At 27.5% G+C, this 19194-nt stretch carries 20 protein-coding genes; 15 read left to right on the forward strand and 5 right to left on the reverse strand.

The window, feature by feature from the left end; genetic code table 11:
- The first annotated feature begins 69 nt into the window (after positions 1–69).
- The 15 genes from rplI (at position 70) to AC2TY9_RS10310 (ending at position 13197) form a co-directional block, all read left to right on the forward strand.
- Positions 70–519, forward strand: coding sequence for a 50S ribosomal protein L9 (gene rplI / locus AC2TY9_RS10240; RefSeq protein WP_489777359.1), 450 nt, complete (start codon positions 70–72; stop codon positions 517–519).
- Positions 520–1056 carry an ATP-dependent protease subunit HslV gene (gene hslV, locus AC2TY9_RS10245; protein WP_489777360.1) on the forward strand — a complete coding sequence of 179 codons (537 nt, stop codon included), beginning with the start codon at positions 520–522 and terminating at the stop codon, positions 1054–1056.
- A 6-nt stretch (positions 1057–1062) separates the two neighbouring features.
- Positions 1063–2391, forward strand: a complete 1329-nt coding sequence (hslU, locus tag AC2TY9_RS10250) for an ATP-dependent protease ATPase subunit HslU (RefSeq protein WP_489777361.1) — start codon at positions 1063–1065, stop codon at positions 2389–2391.
- 71 nt (positions 2392–2462) lie between these two features.
- A complete protein-coding gene (locus AC2TY9_RS10255; protein ID WP_489777362.1) occupies positions 2463–2771 on the forward strand; it encodes a hypothetical protein in 309 nt (102 codons plus the stop codon).
- Positions 2765–3553: a TatD family hydrolase gene (locus AC2TY9_RS10260; protein ID WP_489780427.1), complete on the forward strand. Its 789-nt coding sequence runs from the start codon at positions 2765–2767 to the stop codon at positions 3551–3553. Before AC2TY9_RS10255 ends, AC2TY9_RS10260 begins: the two co-directional genes overlap by 7 nt.
- Before the next feature lie 38 nt (positions 3554–3591).
- On the forward strand, positions 3592–4995 hold the full coding sequence (locus AC2TY9_RS10265; protein WP_489777363.1) for a lytic transglycosylase domain-containing protein: 1404 nt from the start codon (positions 3592–3594) through the stop codon (positions 4993–4995).
- A complete protein-coding gene (locus tag AC2TY9_RS10270) occupies positions 4982–5791 on the forward strand; it encodes a septal ring lytic transglycosylase RlpA family protein (RefSeq protein ID WP_489777364.1) in 810 nt (269 codons plus the stop codon). The genes AC2TY9_RS10265 and AC2TY9_RS10270 overlap by 14 nt, the downstream gene beginning before the upstream one ends.
- 8 nt (positions 5792–5799) lie before the next feature.
- Complete coding sequence (gene hisB, locus AC2TY9_RS10275; RefSeq protein WP_489777365.1) at positions 5800–6372, forward strand: imidazoleglycerol-phosphate dehydratase HisB; 573 nt, start codon at positions 5800–5802, stop codon at positions 6370–6372.
- Entirely contained in the window at positions 6369–6866 is a 498-nt protein-coding gene (locus tag AC2TY9_RS10280) for a KdsC family phosphatase (RefSeq protein WP_489777366.1), read from the forward strand. Before hisB ends, AC2TY9_RS10280 begins: the two co-directional genes overlap by 4 nt.
- The gene (locus AC2TY9_RS10285; protein WP_489777367.1) at positions 6857–7390 is read left to right on the forward strand and encodes a hypothetical protein; all 534 of its coding nucleotides are present in this window, start codon (positions 6857–6859) and stop codon (positions 7388–7390) included. Before AC2TY9_RS10280 ends, AC2TY9_RS10285 begins: the two co-directional genes overlap by 10 nt.
- A gap of 3 nt (positions 7391–7393) precedes the next feature.
- The gene (gene lptA, locus AC2TY9_RS10290; protein WP_489777368.1) at positions 7394–7891 is read left to right on the forward strand and encodes a lipopolysaccharide transport periplasmic protein LptA; all 498 of its coding nucleotides are present in this window, start codon (positions 7394–7396) and stop codon (positions 7889–7891) included.
- A complete protein-coding gene (gene yihA / locus AC2TY9_RS10295) occupies positions 7891–8493 on the forward strand; it encodes a ribosome biogenesis GTP-binding protein YihA/YsxC (RefSeq protein ID WP_489777369.1) in 603 nt (200 codons plus the stop codon). Before lptA ends, yihA begins: the two co-directional genes overlap by 1 nt.
- On the forward strand, positions 8483–8944 hold the full coding sequence (locus AC2TY9_RS10300; RefSeq protein ID WP_489777370.1) for an N-acetyltransferase: 462 nt from the start codon (positions 8483–8485) through the stop codon (positions 8942–8944). The genes yihA and AC2TY9_RS10300 overlap by 11 nt, the downstream gene beginning before the upstream one ends.
- Positions 8941–11781, forward strand: coding sequence for a transporter substrate-binding domain-containing protein (locus AC2TY9_RS10305; protein ID WP_489777371.1), 2841 nt, complete (start codon positions 8941–8943; stop codon positions 11779–11781). Before AC2TY9_RS10300 ends, AC2TY9_RS10305 begins: the two co-directional genes overlap by 4 nt.
- A 186-nt stretch (positions 11782–11967) precedes the next feature.
- Positions 11968–13197, forward strand: a complete 1230-nt coding sequence (locus AC2TY9_RS10310; RefSeq protein ID WP_489777372.1) for a sensor histidine kinase — start codon at positions 11968–11970, stop codon at positions 13195–13197.
- On the opposite strand, the gene AC2TY9_RS10315 is transcribed toward AC2TY9_RS10310, so the two are convergent.
- The 5 genes from AC2TY9_RS10315 to AC2TY9_RS10335 form a co-directional block, all read right to left on the reverse strand.
- Positions 13194–14852, reverse strand: coding sequence for an efflux RND transporter permease subunit (locus AC2TY9_RS10315; protein ID WP_489777373.1), 1659 nt, complete (start codon positions 14850–14852; stop codon positions 13194–13196). The genes AC2TY9_RS10310 and AC2TY9_RS10315 overlap by 4 nt on opposite strands.
- A gap of 11 nt (positions 14853–14863) precedes the next feature.
- Complete coding sequence (locus tag AC2TY9_RS10320) at positions 14864–16396, reverse strand: efflux RND transporter permease subunit (RefSeq protein WP_489777374.1); 1533 nt, start codon at positions 16394–16396, stop codon at positions 14864–14866.
- Positions 16383–17156 carry an efflux RND transporter periplasmic adaptor subunit gene (locus tag AC2TY9_RS10325; protein WP_489777375.1) on the reverse strand — a complete coding sequence of 258 codons (774 nt, stop codon included), beginning with the start codon at positions 17154–17156 and terminating at the stop codon, positions 16383–16385. The genes AC2TY9_RS10320 and AC2TY9_RS10325 overlap by 14 nt, the downstream gene beginning before the upstream one ends.
- A gap of 13 nt (positions 17157–17169) precedes the next feature.
- A complete protein-coding gene (locus AC2TY9_RS10330) occupies positions 17170–18519 on the reverse strand; it encodes a TolC family protein (protein WP_489777376.1) in 1350 nt (449 codons plus the stop codon).
- A 173-nt stretch (positions 18520–18692) separates the two neighbouring features.
- Positions 18693–19187 carry an asparaginase domain-containing protein gene (locus tag AC2TY9_RS10335; protein WP_489777377.1) on the reverse strand — a complete coding sequence of 165 codons (495 nt, stop codon included), beginning with the start codon at positions 19185–19187 and terminating at the stop codon, positions 18693–18695.
- Positions 19188–19194: the final 7 nt, after the last annotated feature.

A 19194-nucleotide genomic window follows, 5' to 3' on the forward strand; every position in this document is an offset into this window, starting at 1 on the left:
AATCTTAATACTCAATTCAAATAACTTATTGTAGAATATTCAACTTTTTAAAAAAGAATTGGAGAAATTATGAAGGTACTATTAATAAAAGATGTAAAAGGAACTGGTAAAGCTGGTGACATTAAAGATGTAAAAGATGGATATGGAAAAAACTTTTTAATTGCAAAAGGTTTTGCTTTACATGCTACTGATGAAGTTATTGCAAATTTTGAAGAAGAACAAAAAGTTAAAGCAGAAAATGAAGCAAAAGAGATTGCGGATGCAAAGGAGCTTGCAGAAAAACTAGAATCAACAAAATTAACAATTAAACATAAAGTTGGTGCTAATGGTCACTTGATTGGTTCAGTTACAAATAAAGAGATTAGCGAAGCTTTAGAAAGTGATTTTAAAATTACAATAGATAAAAAAGCAATTACTTTAGACAAAAAAATAAAAGCAACAGGTATCTTTACAGTTGATTGTAAATTAGGTCATGCTATTCATGCAAGTTTAAAAGTTGATATTATTGGAGTTGAATAGATGTTTGAAGCTACAACCATACTTGCATATAAAGGCCAAGGACAAGCTGTAATTGGAGGTGACGGACAAGTTACCTTTGGAAATGCAGTTTTAAAAGGAAATGCTACAAAAATTAGAAGATTATATAAAAATCAGATTTTAGCAGGTTTTGCAGGAAGTACTGCAGATGCTTTTAATCTATTTGATATGTTTGAAGGTCACTTAGAAAATTCTAAAGGTGATTTATTAAAAGCAGTTGTTGCTTTTTCAAAAGAGTGGAGAAAAGATAAGGTTCTAAGAAGATTAGAAGCTATGATGATAGTTTTAAATAAAGAACATATTTTTATTCTAAGTGGAACAGGTGATGTAGTTGAACCTGAAGATGGACAAATTGCTTCTATTGGTAGTGGAGGAAATTTTGCTATTAGTGCAGCAAGGGCTCTTGCTAAACATTCAGATTTAAAACCAGTAGATTTAGTTAAAGAATCATTAATGGTAGCTGGTGAACTTTGTATATATACAAATCAAAATATAAAGATTTTAGAGATAGAGGATTAATATTAAATGGAAATGACACCAAAGCAAATTGTAAAATATTTAGATGATTATGTAATTGGGCAAGATAATGCTAAAAAAACTATTGCCCTAGCTTTGAGAAATAGATATAGAAGAATGAATGTTGAGCCAATCTTACGTGAAGAGATAATGCCAAAAAATATTTTGATGATTGGAAGCACAGGGGTTGGTAAAACAGAAATTGCTAGACGACTTGCAAAAATGATGGGATTGCCATTTATTAAAGTTGAAGCTTCAAAATATACTGAAGTTGGATTTGTTGGTCGAGATGTTGAATCTATGATTAGAGATTTAGTTTATGAATCAATTAATTTAGTAACAAAAGAGTTTGAAGAAAAAATCAAAGATAAAATTGATGATGAAGTAAATAAGCAAATAATTGAAAAACTAGTGCCACCACTTCCTGAAGGTGCAAGTGATAGTGCAAGAGAATCATTTATTAAAACTTATAATAAAATGGAACAAAAACTTCTGAGTGGCGAACTTGATGAAAGAAAGATAGAGATTGAAGTTCCTAAAAAGACTCATGTTGAAATTATTGATTCATCAATGCCAATGGATATGAGCTCTATGCAAGAAAGTTTAAGTAAGATGCTTGGTGGTTTAAATAAAGAAAAAATCAAAAAAGAAGTTACAATAAAAGATGCAAAAGTATTATTAAAAGATGTAGCTAGTGATTCTTTACTTGACCATGAAGCTATTAAAATAGAAGCAGTTAAAAGAGCTGAAAATGGTGGAATCATCTTCTTAGATGAGATTGATAAAATTGCTACAGGAACAAAATCTCAAAATCAAGACCCAAGTAAAGAGGGTGTTCAAAGGGATTTACTTCCAATTGTTGAAGGAAGTTCAGTTCATACCAAATTTGGTCAAGTTAAAACTGATCATATTTTATTTATTGCAGCTGGGGCTTTTCATGTTAGTAAACCAAGTGACTTACTTCCTGAGTTACAAGGAAGATTTCCATTAAGAGTAGAATTAGAAAACCTTGATGAAGAAGCTTTATATAAAATATTAACTAATACAAAGAATTCTCTTTTAAGACAATATCAGGCACTTTTAGAAGTAGAAAAAGTTGAATTAGCGTTTGATGATGAAGCTATTAAAGCCTTTGCAAAATATTCAGTAAGTGCCAATGAAAAGACTGAAGATATTGGGGCAAGAAGACTTCATACCGTGATTGAAAAGGTTATTGAAGATATTTCATATGAAGCTGATGAAATGTCAGGTGAAAAAGTTATTATCACAAAAGAACTTGTGGAAGAGAAACTTGAAGATATTGTAGAAAATGAGGATACAGCGAGATATATTCTTTAAAAAATCTAATTTTTAATTTATTATTATTTTTTTTTGGATAGAATTTATAAAACCTTCTTTAGGAGTCGTATATGAAAATTGTAACTTTTTGTGATTTTGATGAATCTGTAATAGATTCTAAGCATGACGTTGAGCATTTTGAAAATAGTAGTAGTGGTGATGCACAAATTGCTATTATAGATATTAACACAATATTTGATTTTGAAGAAAACAAGTCAGAAGCGTGTTCTGAAAAATTTACTTCTATTGCATTGATTGATGATGAAGGTGATTTTGATGCCTTCAAAAACTTTGGAGTTGATGCTTGGATTAAAACTGATGATATTGAAGATATCAATGGTTTATTAAACTTAATTGAGAAAAGGTATTTCGCATCATAATAGATACACATATACATCTTGATAATAAACAATACTATGAAGATATAGATGAAGTTATAAATCGTGCACTTGAAAATGAAGTTAAAGGCTTTTTGATTCCTGGGGCAGATTTTAATGACTTACCTCAAGCTATAAAGCTAGCAGAAAAATATGATGAAGTTTTTTTTGCTGTTGGAATTCATCCTTATGATATTGATATGTATGATGAAACAATTATGGAAAAATATGTTAATCATCCAAAATGTATTGCAATTGGTGAATGTGGACTTGATTATTTTAGACTCCCTGAAGATGAAGAAGAAAAAAAACTAAATATAAAAAAACAAAAAGAGGTTTTTAAAGCTCAAATTGAATTTGCAAAAAAAGTAAATAAACCTCTTATTGTTCATATTAGAGATGCTTCTAATGATTCAAGAGAAATATTAATTGATACAAATGCAAAAGAGGTTGGTGGAGTATTACATTGCTATAATGCAAGTGAACATCTACTGCCTTTAGCTGAACATAATTTTTATTACGGAATAGGTGGAGTATTAACATTTAAAAATGCAAAAAAACTTGTAGAGGTTTTACCAAAGATTCCAAAGGAAAAGCTTATTATTGAAACTGATGGTCCGTACTTAACACCGCATCCTCATAGAGGGAAAAGAAATGAACCTTTTTATACAAATCTAGTAGCTAGTAAGATGGCTGAATTATTAGATATGACAAAAGAAGAGGTTGAAGATCTTACTACTAATAATGCAATAAGGCTATTTAAGGAACTTTCTACGATAATTTAGATATGATATTGTCTATTTTTATATATAGGAAAGTGAATTTGAAAAAACTATTATTACTTATTTTTGTTTTTTCTATTTATTCTTATGCATCCTTAATAGGTTCAAATTTCACACAAAGAGATTTACAAATTTTAGAAGATTTAGATATAAAATCTTCTTTTATAACTGACTATAAACTTCAAGAGGTGTATGAGCAATTTCAAAATAGAAGAAATTCCCATAATTACGTAGAAAAACTTAATGAAGCATCATTATTTGTACCAAGAGTAAAAGATATACTAAGACAACAAAATATTCCAGATGTATTTATTTATATGGCAATGGCAGAATCAAACTTTGATATTGATGCTAAATCTTATGTAAGAGCAACTGGTCTTTGGCAATTTATGCATGGAACTGCAAAAATGTATGGATTAAAAAATGATTTTTATGTTGATGAGAGAATGGATCTTGTTAAATCAACTGTTGCTGCTGCAAAATATCTAAATGCATTACATGGTAGATTTGATAAATGGTACTTAGCTGCAATTGCATATAACTGTGGTGAAGGAAGGGTTGTTGAAGCATTAACAAGAGCTATTTTAGATATTTATGTTGAAAAACACCCATCACAAAAAAGAAGTAAAAAGATATATGAATTTAGAAAAACTATTGCAAAATATCAAAAAAGAAGAATCTCTTATTATAAATTAAGAAAAGTGTATAAGGAGGTTAAAACTTGGGGAATAACTCCTGATATTGAAGATTTACTTCAGGAGCAAAAAGGTTTAGATAGACAATATCTTCCAAAGGAATCAAGAAGATATATTAGAAAAATCATCTCATTAGCTATGTTGAATTCTCAAAATTTTATAAAAAACAATGATAACTCGCACCTACTAAATATTGGTATTTCAAAAACAATAGCAACTGTTCCTGTAAAGGGTGGTTGGCATTTAAACAATATTGCAAAAGCAATTGGGATGAAATATGAAGAGTTATATGAATTAAATAAACATCTTAAAAGAGGAATTGTTCCACCTAGCCAAAAATTCTACACAATTAATATCCCTTATAGTAGATTAAGTAGATTTAATTTAAATAAAAATAGCATTAAAGATACAGTTTATGCTGTTCATACTGTAAGAAGTGGAGATACTTTAATTGGTATAGCAAGAAAGTATAATATTACAGTTGCAATGATAAAAAAACAAAATAAATTAAAATCATCTTTTCTATCGTTAAAGCAAAAACTTTTATTACCTATTCCAAATGATATGATAAAAAATAGGAATATTTTCAAAATTAGTAGTAGACCTTCTAAAAAAAGATACACTGTTAAAAGTGGAGATTCTTTATATTCAATTGCTAGAAAATATAAGGTTGATGTGAAGAAAATTATGAAGGACAATAATCTAAAAAGTAGTTTTCTTAAAATAGGGGATAGACTTGTTATCAGATAAAATAATTAAATTTGGTTTTTCAGCTTTGGCTTTTGGAGTAATATTTACTGGGTGTTCTTCAAAATCGACAAATTATAGTAGTTACATACCTATACTTGGTAAAAAAGTGAATAAACCACTTGGAACTCAAAAAATCAAAAACTCTAAAGCTATGCATAGAGCAACTATGAGACCATATAAAATTGCTGGAAAATGGTATTATCCAACTTTAGCAAAGGTTGGGGATACACAAAGGGGTATTGCCTCTTGGTATGGCCCAAATTTTCATGCAAAAAGAACTTCAAATGGCGAAATTTATGATATGTATGCTCAAACTGCTGCCCATAAAACTTTACCGATGAACTCAATGGTTAAAGTTGAAAATTTAGAAAATGGAAAATCAACAATAGTTAGAGTTAATGATAGAGGACCATTTGTTAGTGGAAGAATAATTGACCTTTCAAATAAAGCTGCCCATGATATAGATATGGTAAAAAAAGGAACTGCAAGGGTTAAAATTACAGTTTTAGGATTCCATGCAAAAATTGCCCGAACAAAAGAGGAAAAACAAGAGACAGCAACTGTTGGTAAATATTATATTCAAGTTGGTGCTTTTAGAAGACTTGAAGGTGCAAAAATTACAAAAAGAAAATTTGAAATAGCTTTAGAAGATAGGTATAATGTTGTTATTAAAGAAGGCATTTTTGAAAGTAGACCAATAAATAGAGTTTGGATTGCTGGATTTAGATCAGAAGAAGAAGCTAGAGATTATAGAAATAAAAATGGTTTAACTGGGGCAATGATTATTGCTGAATAGGAAAATAGATGACAGAATTAAATAGACAAACTAAAGAAACAAATATTAAATGTAGAGTTGATATATTAGGAAATGGTTCTTTTCAAATAGATACAGGAGTAGGTTTCTTTGACCATATGCTTGAAGCACTTTCAAAGCATAGTGGTATTGATATTGATTTAACTTGTAAAGGTGACTTGCATATTGATGCTCACCATACAGTTGAAGATTGTGGTATTGTTTTAGGAAAAGCTTTAAAAGATGAAATTTTCCCAATTGAAAATGTTGAAAGATATGGAAATGCAACAGTTGTAATGGATGAAGCAGCTACAACATGTGCTTTAGATTTATCAAATAGACCTTTTTTAGTTTATGAGGTTAATGTAACTGGAAAAGTTGGAGAGTTTGATGTTGAGTTAGCTGAAGAGTTTTTCCATGCACTTTCAGGAAATGCAGGTCTAACTGTACATATCATAAATGAAAGAGGAAGAAATAAACATCATATTTTAGAGGCTAGTTTTAAAGCCTTTGCTGTTGCTTTAAGACGAGCACTAGCAAAAAATGAAAAGCTTGGAGTTCCAAGTACAAAAGGTGTTTTATGATTAAGTTAATTGTTCTTGATGTTGATGGAACATTAACAGATGGTGGAATAACATATTCAAATAGTGGTGATGAACTTAAAACCTTTGATGTTGCAGATGGTTTAGCAATTGCAACATGGACAAAAAAACTTGGTAAAAAAGCTGCAATTATCACTGGAAGAAACTCTTTAATAGTTGAAAGAAGAGCAAAAGATTTAAAAATAGAACATCTATATCAAGGTGTTCATAATAAAGATGAAGTTTTAGAAAAAATTTTAGAAGAAGAGGGTATCTCTTGGAGTGAAGTTGCAGCTATTGGTGATGATTTGAACGATTATAATATGTTAAAAAAAGCTGGAATATCTTTTACTCCAGCTAATGGCTCAAAATATATAAAAAAGATTGTAAATATCCAGTGCAACTCTTATGGTGGTAAAGGCGCAGTCAGAGAAATGATTGAACATATCATAAAAGAAGATGGAATAGAAGAGGATTTTATTAAAGCATGGTTATAAGAGTTTTTGTTTTAGCTTTATTGATTCTTGCAACTTTTAGTTACTTTATCCCTGTTGATAGAATTGACAAAAAAGAATCAATTAAAGATTTGCCCCTTTTAGTATTTGATGATTCAATAATGTACACATTAAGTCCACAAAATATGAATAGGATAGTTTACTCAACGAAGGCAATTAGATATAAAACAAGAGATGTATTGCATAATGGCTCTTTAACTACAAGAAATACAAATTCAAATGGTGATATTATAACTGATACACTAGTAGCTGATAAAATTGTGAAAAGAGCAGATGAATTTAAGTTTTTAAATAATGTAAAGTTTACTAGAAATGATTATATTAATTTAAATACTGATGAATTAGATTATAATGCAAAAACAAAAATTGCGTTTAATTCAAAACCTTTTGATGGCAATTATTATGAAAACTATATAAAGGGTAAAAATATTTATCTTGATTTAAATAAATATTATATGAGTGCTAAGAATACTCATTTTGAAATTGATACAAATAAAGGAAATTAATAAATGAAATTTTTTATAACATTGTTGTTTTTTACAACTTTGATTTTTGCAAATGATAAATTAATTATTGATGCTGATAGTTTTGAATCAGATGATTCAAAAGGGATAACTATTTTTACAGGAAATGTAAAATTAAAAATGGGTAAAGATAAACTTAATGCTTACAAATTAGAGATTTTTATGGAAGCTAATAAAAAGGCTAAGTCAAATACACCATTTAAATATGTAGCTTCAGGAAATGCAGATTTTGAAATTCATAGTAATGGAAAAGTATATAAAGGGAAAGGAAATAGAGTTATCTATTCTCCAAAAAAACAGGAATATACAATCATTGGTAATGGTTATGTAAAAGAAGAAATAGAGCAAAGGGAACTTTTTGGGGAAACAATTTTTATTAATCAATTAACAGGTAATGCAAAAGTTAAGGGAACTCAAAATAAACCAGTAAGATTTATTATTAATGTTAATAATAATGATAAAAATAAAGAAGAGAAGAAATAATGAAAATCGTTGATGCACAGTTTTTAACTTCAGCCCAAAGTATTATGGACTCTCCAAGTCCAGATAAGGCAGAAGTTGCTTTTTTAGGAAGAAGTAATGTTGGAAAATCTTCTTTATTAAATACCCTTACAAATAGAAAAGGTTTAGCTAAATCATCTTCTACTCCAGGAAAAACACAGTTAATAAACTATTTTGATATTAAATTTAAAACCCAAAGTGAAGAGTTGCCTTATGTTTATTCTAGGTTTGTTGATTTACCAGGTTTTGGATATGCAAAGGTTTCAAAAAGTTTAAAAAGGGATTGGAATAAAAATTTAACTGGATACTTAGAACAAAGACCATGTTTACAGATTTTTGTTCATTTGATTGATGCTAGACATACAGATTTAGTAATTGATCAAAATGTTGATGAGTTTTTAAAGACAATAAAAAGAGGTGATCAAATTATCATAAATGCCTTTACAAAAATTGATAAATTGAAACAAAATGATTTACAAAAATTAAAAAGAGAATACCCAGAGGGTATTTTTATTTCAAATTTAAAAAAACGAGGTTTACAAGAACTTCAAGACAGAATTACAGGATATCTTTTTGGAAATTAAATTTTATAAACCAGATGTTAGCCATATTGAAACAATGCAATCTTTAGTTAAAGAAGAGGTTGAGAATGGAATTATTCTTCTTAGAACAGAAGATGAAATGGCTAATACAATTAGATCATATACAGTTGTGGAAGTTGATAGTGTAATGGCAGGTTTTACTGCTTTACATGTGCATTCTGCAAGACTTTCAGAAGTTAGAAGTTTAGTTGTGTCTAAAAACTTTAGAGGTTTAAAATTAGGTAAGAAATTGGTTGAAGCTTGTATAAAAGAGGCTAAATCCTTAGGTTTACAACAAATACTTTCATTAACTTATCAAAAAGGTTTTTTTGAATCATTGGGATTTTATGAAATAGAGAAAGAGAAGATACCAGAACATAAAATATGGGCTGATTGTATTAGATGTAAACACTTTCCTATTTGTGATGAAATTGCAATGGTTTATGATTTATGAGTAGATTGTTAAAACTCTTACTTTTACTATCAATATTTAACCTTACACTATTTGCAGAACTAAATTTTACACAAGAAGAAAAAGATTATATAAAAAAGAATAAAGTTAAGGTAGCAATGTTACCTGACTTTCCACCTTTTTCTATTTTAAAAAATGGAAAACTAGAAGGATTCTCTTATGATATTTTACAATTAATATCAGAAAAGAGTTCTTTAACCTTTGAATATGAAGTTAATAAGTGGCCAATTAATCTAAAGAAATTTAAAGAAAAACAAATTGACATAATCGATGCAATCTCTTACAAAGATAATCGATTAAGTTTTACAAACTACACAAAACCTTATTATGAAATCCCTTTAATGATTTTTTCAAGAAAAGATTTAACAGACTACAAAGATTTAAACTCATTAAAAAACATGAGATTGGGTATGACAAAAAATATTTTCTATAAAAAAATGATTGAAGATCTAAATTTATTTGAAATAGTTGAATATGATAGTTTTGAGAAAAAATTAGATGCTTTAGCTTTTGGTGAAGTAGATATTATTTTTGGACACCTTTTAAGTACTCAAAATGCAATTAAAAATAAACAGTACACTAATATGAAAGTGTTAGATGAATTAAATCTACCAAACCTAAACAAAACAGATTTAAGGTTTGGAATAACAAAAGAGAATAAAACTCTTTATGAAATCATGAAAAAATCTTTTGATTCTATTTCTAAAATAGAGTGGACAAATTTAAGAAAAAAATGGATTGATACCTATGGTTTTGAGAAAGAGAAAATTAATATTATTGATGAGCTAGAAGTAGATGAACGATTATTTTTAGTTGAGAAAAAATTTAAATGTATCTCTACTAATTGGCATCCATTTATTTTTATAAAAGATAGGCCTTCTGGAATATCTGTTGATTTTTGGAACATAATAAAAGAAAAAGCCTTGATTGATTCTTCTTGTAAGGTTGTCGATAGTTTTGAAGAAATTGAAGAGAAAATAAAAAATAAAGAGGCTGATTTATCAATTGCTGCAGTTATAACAGAGGATAAACTTTCGTATAGTAAATTCTCAATTCCATATATGTCTTATCCCCTTGCAATTGCAACTAAACTTGATAAAAGATATATTACTAATACAGCTATTTTAGATGGGAAAACTGTTGGTATAGTAAAGGGTACAGGAATATATAAAATTTTAATTGATAAATATCCTAAAATTAAGTTCACAAGTTATAATAATAAATTTAATGCTTTAAAAGCATTATCAAACAATGAGGTTTATGCAACTATAGGTATTCTTCCTGAATTATCACACTATATTAGAAAATATGGTTTTAATGATATAAAAATATCAGGTACTACAGAATTCAATCTTGATTTTAGAATTATGATTAGAGATGATTATGATTTATTAGTTTCAATTGTAAATAAAGCTATCAAATCTATTTCAATTGCAAAGGTACAAGAATTAAAAAATAAATGGATGTCTGTAAAATATGAGAATTTCATTGATTATACAAAGTTTTGGCAAATTGCTATTGTAATCTTAATTATTCTTATAATTATGATATATAGACAAATAGTATTAAATACTCATAATAAAAAACTCCAAGAAGCAAATAAAAACATTGAATCAAAATCAAAAGAACTTGAAGAAAAGACCTTAGAACTACATTCTCAAAAAATTCTTTTTGAAAAAACTTTTAATGAATCATCTGATGGTGTTTTTTTAGCAACAATAGATGGAGAGCCTAAGATAGTAAAATGTAATTCTAAATCATATGAATTATTAGGCTTTGAAAATGAAGAAGAGTTTATAAATAGTCATAGAAAAAATGTTTTACCAACTTTTCAGCCTGATGGAAGTCATTCTTTAGAGTTAATAGATAAATATTTACAAAGAGCATTAGACGAGGGTTATTGCACTTTTGAGATGCTTCATAAGAAAAAAGATGGCTCTTTAATATGGCTTGATGTTGTAGTTACAGCAATTGAATTTCAAAATAAAAAACTAATCCATAATGTATGGAGAGATATTCAAAAAAGAAAAGATATTGAAGAAGAATTAAACTCTTTAACAATTAAACTTGAAGAAAAAGTCCAAAAAGAGATTGCAAAAAATGAAGAAAAAACTAAACAGTTGATACAACAAAGCAGGTTGGCTCAAATGGGTGAGATGTTATCAATGATTGCCCACCAGTGGAGACAACCTTTAACAGCAATTTCGGCAACTACAAATAATATTTTAATAAGATTGATGTTAGATGAAAATCTTCCTAAAAAAGAGTTAGAAAAAGAGTTGTCTTTAATAAGTGATTACTCTATTCACTTATCAACTACTATTGATGACTTTAGAAATTTCTTTAAAACTGATAAGGAAAAAATTCTTATTAGTCTTGAGAATATTATTAATAATTCAGTTTCAATCATAAAAGGCTCATTAGATTCAAATAACATAAAATTAGAAATAGAACTAAATTCAAATGAAGAGATAATGGTTCATGCAACTGAAATCAACCAAGTTATATTAAACATAATAAAGAATGCTGAAGATGTATTAGTTGAAAACTTAGTTCTAGATTCAAAAATAAAAATAAAAACATATAGTGATGAGCAAAATGTTTATATTGAGATAAGTGACAATGGTAGTGGGATTAAGCAAGATATTATTGATAAAGTCTTTGATCCATATTTTTCAACAAAAAGTGAAAAAGATGGAACCGGACTTGGTTTGTATATGAGTAAAATTATTATAAATGATCACTGTGGAGGTTCTTTAAAGGTTAGAAATGGAGATAATGGAGCTGTTTTTACAATACAACTTTATAAAAACACCTGAAATTATTAGTCTTAATTATACAAAATAGTTAAATATTTTAATATTTTTTTAATAAATATTAAAAAATTAATAAAAAATATTAAAAATATATGATAAGATGTTATTTATAATAATAAATAGGAGATTATAAATTATTGTAATTTAACTGCATACTAAAGCTAACTTGATAATTTATAAAATTTAATTATGCAAGATAATTTAAGCCATGAAATCTTTTTAAGATTGAACAAAAATAATAAGAGTCTTAGTAATACTATTAGTGAGAAAGATATACGTAGTATTATTCAAGAGATTAAAACATATAAAAATGAAGAATTACCAGATAATATACTTGAAAATAAGGAAGAATTTACAACCCTTTTTCTTAATGCTCCAATCCCATGTTTTATAGTAGATAGTAACTTTAAAATAGAAAAAACTAATAACTATGTGGAAAAATATTTTAAAAAAATTGATACAAACACAAAAATTACCTCTTTAATACAAAAGGATTTATTAGGTACTTTTAGTAATTGGATGACTTATAAAGACTATTTGATAAATGATTTGGAAGTTGATTTTAAGTGTTATGATAATTCAACTAGAAAATTTCAAATTAAAGCAATAGAACATCCTACAAATAAACAACTTTATTTTTTTATATTGGTAGATATTCAAGAACAATATGAAAGAAAAGAAAATCTTCAACACCAAGTTGATGAGGAGATGAAGAAAAGTTCTACACAACTTGAAATGTTAAAAGAACAGTCAAGATTAGCTTCTATGGGTGAGTTAATTGAGATAATTATTCATCAATGGATATCCCCATTAAATGGAATTAAGCTTAAAACAGAGTTTATAAAAAATGAGTGCAAAAAAGAAAAAATTGATAAAAATATTATTGAGAACTATGCCCAAGAGCAAATTGATAACATTGATCACTTAATCACTACACTTAGGGAGTTTAGAGACTTTTTAAAACCAAAAGGTGATTTACAGTGTGTTAAACTTTTGAAGCTAATTACATATGTAAGAATGCTTCTAAAAGATGTTTTAGTAAAAAACAATGTAATTTTAAATATTGATATAGATCCTGACTTTTGTATACATGTACACCAAAATGAGTTTACCCATGTGTTTATAAATTTAATAAACAACTCAATTGATGCCTTTGTGCAAAATAAAAGCAGAATTAGAAATATAGATATATATACAAAAAAAGATTTAAGAGGTTTTAGCATTATCTTTAAAGATAATGCGGGTGGAGTAAGTGATTATACTTTAGAAAGATTATTTGATAAACATTATACTACAAAAGATGAAGGAACAGGAATAGGTTTATATCTAGTAAAAAATATTGTGGAAAAAATTGGGGGAGAAATTAGTGCTAAAAATCTCAGCGATGGATTAGAATTTATAATCCATATTGCTGATTAATTTTTTATAACTTTTTTCATTTGATTTCTAATAATTACAGGAACAAAAAACATTGAAACAACATAGGAGATTAATGTTCCTCCAATAAGTGCAACTCCTAATCCTCCAAATACAGCATCTGTTGCAAGTAAAGATGAAGCAAAAACCATAGTTAAAACTGTAAGAATAATTGGTTTTGACCTTGTGGCTGTTGCCCGTGCTATTGCTTGATTTATTGTTAATCCCTTGTCTTCAACTAATTGTTTAGAAAAATCAATGATTAATGTAGAGTTTCTTGAATTAATACCAATAAGCCCTATAAATCCTATAAGTGAAGTTGCAGTTAAATAAAATGTATCTGTTGTAATTATATCCATAATTATGTGTGCAAAGATAACTCCAATAATTGAGACAAATGAAGCTAATACTATTCCACCAGAGATTGCAAAAGATTTATAATACATAACCATAAGGAAGAATATTAAAACTAAAGCGATAATAAAAGCTCCTCCTAAATCAATAAATGTGTCAATAGTAACTTTAAGTTCTCCATCCCATACAAGTTTAAATTTTTCACCTGTATTTTTATCTTTGAATTCTAGGTTTAAAAGCTTAGATTTACTCACTTCATAGTTTGTGTCAAAATCGTTTAGAAAAGCATCCCTAGCGTCTAATAAAGGGTATATTTGACTATCTTTATTTGTTTCAGCAATAACATTTATCATTGGTGTTAAATTTTTCGAAGTTAAGGTTGGTTCTTTAATCACTTTTTTTACACTTATTAGTTCACTAAGGGGAACAGAAAAACCATTTTTACTCATAAGTTTAAGAGTAGATAATTTATTTAATATATCTTCAACACTATTAGATTTAAAAACCCTTGAGTTATCAAGCCTTAAGAAAATTGGAACTTGTGATTCTGTATCATTTTCATTGACAACTGATAAGGTTACACCTTCATAGGCTATATAAAGTACATTTTTAATTTGTTCTAAAGAGATACCTGTTTTAATGATTTTATTATTATCTAATTCAATTTCAAATTTAGAATACTCATCATCTGCCATAATATCAACATCAACTAAAGTTTCTTGTTTCTCTAAGATTTTTGCAATTTTTTTTGAAAATTCTCTTCTACTTTCAAAAGAATTTCCTCCATAAATTTCTGCAACTATTGATGCTAATACTGGGGGTCCAGCAGGCAGTTCTATTAACTTAATATTAGCATCATATTTAGAACAAGATTGTAATTCATCTCGAACTTCACTAACAAAATTATAACTACTCATATCTCTATTATGAGCTTTTTTGATATTTACCATAATCTCAGCCTGAGACTCTTTATCTTTTAAAGCACTTTGTTTAACTAATGCTGCAAAATCAAGGGGTTGTCCCTCTCCAATAAATACAGAAACATCTGTCACCATGTCCTTTGATATTAGTTTTTGTGAGATGCAAGAAGTCACCTCTTTAGTTTGTCTTGTTGAACTTCCATCTTTTAAATCAACATAAACAGAAAAGGTATCAGAATCTTTGCTTGGAAGCATTTTAGCTTTTATAATCTCAGTTGGAAATGTTGCAATTGAAAGGGCAAAAAGCCCTAAGGTTATTAGATAAACTAACATTGATTTAAAAGGAGATTCAATAATATTATAAATAAATTTTTCTAATTTCATTTATTATCTCCTTATAAGAATTTTTTTACAAAGTATGGTGTAAAAACATAGGCTACAAATAGTGAAACTATTAGAGCAATGGGAACAAATACAGGAAGAGGGTGCATAAATTGCCCCATCATTCCTCCTACAAAAAACATAGGAATAAATGTCATAATAATAGCTATTGTTGCAACATTTGTGGCATTACCTATTTCATTTGTAGCTTCAATTGAAATAGTTTTTATATCAGTTTTACCAGCATCTTCTTTTTTATGTCTAACTATATTTTCAATCACAATAATTGCTGCATCAACAAGCATCCCAAGACTTACAATCAATGCAAATAAAGTGATTCTATTTATGGTTTCATCAATCATAAATCCTACAAAAAGGGTAATTGACAAAATTGATGGAACAAGAAGTGAAACAATCATTGCTTCTTTAAAACCTAAAGAAAATATAAGTAATATTGCAATAATCAATATAGAGATAAGTAGATTTTGAACTAAAGAGTTAACTGCATTATTTGCAGTATACCCATCATCTCTTGTAATTACCATTTTTATGTTTTTCTTTTCTAAATCAGTTTTTATAGAATCAATATATCCAAAAATATTTTCATTTATAGTAACAGAATTTGCACCTTTTAGTTTTGATACTGTTAAGGTTACTTGATTTAAGCCTTTTTTATAATCTTTTGTATAAATAAGTGCCTCTTTTTTGTTTTGTATATCAAAACTTCTAGAAATTTTTGCAACTTCTTTTAAATAGATTGGTGTATTAAAATTGTATGAAATGATTATATTTTCTAAGTCTTCTTTTTTTTCAATTGCATTTTTTATACTTAAGACAGTTAGTGAATCTTGCAAATTATCTGATACCATATTTGGAGTGGTTAAAGATAAAGCTTTAATTTGTTTTGCAATTTGTCCTAGAGATAAATTATAAGCTGACAATTTACTAGCATTAACTTCAATATTGTATTGATCTTTTCTTTCTCCTTTTAAAGCAACAAGGGCAACTTGATCAATCTTATTAATCTCAAAAGCTATTTTATTTACTTCATTAAAAAGTTCAGTTTGGGAAATCTTTTTTTCATTTGGATAAAAAGCTATTGTGGCTATTGGAATATCTGTATCTATATCCATAGTTTTAACTATAGGTTGCATAGCACCCTTTGGAAGCATATCTATATTTCTCATTATTTGATTATAAAGTTTAAGATTTGATTCCTCTTTATCTTCTCCTATGTAGTATTGCGCTTGAACTATACCCACAGAATCTTTAGCATAAGAATAGATATGTTCAACACCTTTAATCTCTTTTATCTTCTTCTCTAAAGGTTCAATTACTACTTTTTTTATCTCACTTGGTTTTGCTCCTGGTAGGGCAACAATTACGGCACCACCACTAACTTTTATTTGTGGATTTTCTTCCCTTGGCATAAACTCCAAAGATAATATTCCCAAAATTAAAGTAAATGTTCCTAATATAAAAGTTAAAGGGTGGTCTATAAAAGTTTGTGCAAGTCTTCCTGCAATATTTAGATTATTGTTTTCCATTCTCATCCACTTTAATAAATATTCTTGAATACATACCTGGGTATATATTCATACCCTTTGCGTCAAAAGAAATTTTTATGGTAAAAGAATGGGTCATATTTTGTACGTTTGGAATAATTGAGGCAACTTTCCCTTTTGTATTTAAATCTAATGATTCAATTTGAACTTCTACTTCTTTTCCAATTTTTATCTTTTTTAGATTACTTTCACTAATATCAGTTTTAATTTTAAGTGAATTTAAATCAGAAAGTATAATTGCAGGACTTGAAGGCATGGCCATCTCACCACTTTTAATACTTTTTTTAATAATTAGTCCATCATTTGGAGCAACTATTTTTAAGTAATCATATTGGGCTTTTACCTCTTTTAATTTTGCCTTTGCAATTGCTATCATATTTTTTATATTTTTTAGTTTTAGTTCTAGTTGCTCAACATCATATTTTGGAACTAAATCTTTTTCATATAATCTTTTATATCTTGCATAGTTTGTTTTTACATTGTTAAAATTGTTTTCTTGGATTTGAAGATTTAATTGAGCTTCCCGTTTTAAACTGTCAATATTTGAAGAATCTATTTTATATAAAAGCTGACCCTTTTTAACAAAATCTCCTTCACTTACATATACTTTTTTAATAAATCCCATATATCTACTTGTAATTATTTTTTCATTATCAGAAATTACCGTTCCACTTAATTCAAGTGCATTTAAATTTATCACACTTGTTAAGAATATTATTAAAGTTATTAACTTTTTTTTCATTGCTTATAATCCTTTAATCTCTTAAGCTTTTTCCAAGGGCTAGTTTTAATCTTGCTTGAGCAATAGACTTTTCATAGCTAGCCATAATCAATTGGGCTTCATTTTCTCTATATGATGCTTCTTGTTTTAGAAGTTCAGTCATTGATATTAATTGATTTTTATACATAAGTTTAGATTGTTCTAAGACTTCCAAAGATAGTTCTTTTGCTTCTATCTTTTCTAGATGTATTTTTTCCTTTGCTTTTAGATTTAAAAAAGCTTTTTCTAATTCTAATTTAATTGCATCTTGTAGTTGATTCAAATTTAGTTTAGTTTTGTTTAGTTCTATTTTACTTTTTTGTAAATCTGCATCTCTACTTGTGTCAAAAATAGTATATTTAAGTCCTACTAATCCCATATAATAGTCTTTTGAAGAATCAAAATTTAATGTATTGTCATTAAACCCATATTCCAAGTGAGAGTAGATATTTGGGTAAAAAGAAGATTTATTTAAATCGACATTTTTTTCCATAGCATCTTTTGAAATATCAAGCATTTTTAAATCAACTCTGTTTTCAATTGACTCTTTGTATAAAGATTTTAGGGTTTTATTATTTACCCTAAAAAGTTTTAGGGATTTTACATTTGATAGTTGTTCATTTGAACTTAAGAATCTTAAATACGCAATTGCAATATCAAATTTATTTTGGGCTTGAGTAACTTCACTTTGAACTTTTAACTTTTGAACCTTTGCTTGTTTAGTATCAATTTTAGTAACTAAACCTTCTTTGTAAAATTCATTTGCTGATTTTACAAATTGAGAAACTGCATTTTTAGCTTGTTTTGTAGCTTCTATAAACTCTTTTGCCACAACCGCACCATTATAAGCTTTTAGTACTTCAAACTCTAAAGCCCTTTTATCAAGTGTCAGTTTTAATATTTGAGCTTGGTTTTTTATTTTTAGAAGTTCTTCTTGATTTGAGAGTTTAAACCCTGTAAAAAGTGGTAGATCATATGTTACTTTTGTAGTAAAGTTGTTTACAGATTCTGGGTTATTTAGATTATCTGGTATTACATCAATTGTTGAAGGACCAGTAAAATCTAAAGCCCCAAAATCATTAAACGAAGCTTCTCTAGATGATAGTTTTGAATTAAAAACATATCCTGGATGATTTGTTCTCATCACTTCATGGTTTAATTCAAGTTTACCATATGATAAACCATTAACCTTTTGAATATCTATTTTAGAAGCTTCAATATTCAATTCTTGAAGCTTGAGTCTATTATTGTTTTCTATAGTTTGTGAAACTACTTCTTCATAGTTTATTGTTTGGGATAAACTATATGTAGAGAGTAATAATAAGTATAAGAAAAATTTATACATAACCCATCCTAAAGCCTTTTTTGAAGGGATTATACAAGAAAAAAATTAAATAAAGTAGAAAATTAAATATTACTTGAAACTATCTTCTTTTTTCTTTGTTAAGTATGCTAAAAGTAACACTACTAATGCAATTATACCAAAACTTATTAGCTCATTTTCTAAATTTTCCATTTTTACTCTTGAATTAAAAATTTGCCAACAGACTTATCTTTTTTTAGTTTACTTGCATCAACAACAACACCATGCATAGCTAAATAGATTCCCTCATTAATATCTGCATTTAAAAAACCTAAGGCCATTGAGAAGTTCATTGTTGCTTCAACTTCATCTATGCTCATTGGAATCATTGCCCCAGTAAAAACAATTTTTTTATTTTTTACTTGTTCTTTTAAAAATGTAGATGTTAAATCAACTGTATCTGTTCCATGTATTATTATAATCTTTTCATTCTTAGATTCTATTACAGCATCCGTTATAGTCTGTCTATCAATATCTGTCATATCCAGACTATCCTTTGAAACAACATTTTTGATTTCAAAAGTTACATTATGACAAGATTGTATAATCTTGTCTAATGCTATGTTATCACTTGGTACTTCAAGTTGTCCTTTTATGGGATTATATCTTTTATTAAATGTTCCACCAGTATTTATAATAGTTATATTCATTTTATTC

The sequence above is a fragment of the Arcobacter sp. ISO1 genome, from assembly GCF_058105185.1.

What these genes read in the sequence shown, in the direction of transcription:
- AC2TY9_RS10320 (WP_489777374.1), bottom strand. Translation starts at nt 16,396, where the DNA reads ATGGAAAACAATAATCTAAATATTGCAGGAAGACTTGCACAAACTTTT.
- AC2TY9_RS10255 (WP_489777362.1), top strand. Translation starts at nt 2,463, where the DNA reads ATGAAAATTGTAACTTTTTGTGATTTTGATGAATCTGTAATAGATTCT.
- hisB (WP_489777365.1), top strand. Translation starts at nt 5,800, where the DNA reads ATGACAGAATTAAATAGACAAACTAAAGAAACAAATATTAAATGTAGA.
- AC2TY9_RS10305 (WP_489777371.1), top strand. Translation starts at nt 8,941, where the DNA reads ATGAGTAGATTGTTAAAACTCTTACTTTTACTATCAATATTTAACCTT.
- AC2TY9_RS10280 (WP_489777366.1), top strand. Translation starts at nt 6,369, where the DNA reads ATGATTAAGTTAATTGTTCTTGATGTTGATGGAACATTAACAGATGGT.
- rplI (WP_489777359.1), top strand. Translation starts at nt 70, where the DNA reads ATGAAGGTACTATTAATAAAAGATGTAAAAGGAACTGGTAAAGCTGGT.
- AC2TY9_RS10325 (WP_489777375.1), bottom strand. Translation starts at nt 17,156, where the DNA reads ATGAAAAAAAAGTTAATAACTTTAATAATATTCTTAACAAGTGTGATA.
- AC2TY9_RS10315 (WP_489777373.1), bottom strand. Translation starts at nt 14,852, where the DNA reads ATGAAATTAGAAAAATTTATTTATAATATTATTGAATCTCCTTTTAAA.
- AC2TY9_RS10310 (WP_489777372.1), top strand. Translation starts at nt 11,968, where the DNA reads ATGCAAGATAATTTAAGCCATGAAATCTTTTTAAGATTGAACAAAAAT.
- AC2TY9_RS10335 (WP_489777377.1), bottom strand. Translation starts at nt 19,187, where the DNA reads ATGAATATAACTATTATAAATACTGGTGGAACATTTAATAAAAGATAT.
- AC2TY9_RS10285 (WP_489777367.1), top strand. Translation starts at nt 6,857, where the DNA reads ATGGTTATAAGAGTTTTTGTTTTAGCTTTATTGATTCTTGCAACTTTT.
- hslU (WP_489777361.1), top strand. Translation starts at nt 1,063, where the DNA reads ATGGAAATGACACCAAAGCAAATTGTAAAATATTTAGATGATTATGTA.
- yihA (WP_489777369.1), top strand. Translation starts at nt 7,891, where the DNA reads ATGAAAATCGTTGATGCACAGTTTTTAACTTCAGCCCAAAGTATTATG.
- lptA (WP_489777368.1), top strand. Translation starts at nt 7,394, where the DNA reads ATGAAATTTTTTATAACATTGTTGTTTTTTACAACTTTGATTTTTGCA.
- AC2TY9_RS10330 (WP_489777376.1), bottom strand. Translation starts at nt 18,519, where the DNA reads ATGTATAAATTTTTCTTATACTTATTATTACTCTCTACATATAGTTTA.
- hslV (WP_489777360.1), top strand. Translation starts at nt 520, where the DNA reads ATGTTTGAAGCTACAACCATACTTGCATATAAAGGCCAAGGACAAGCT.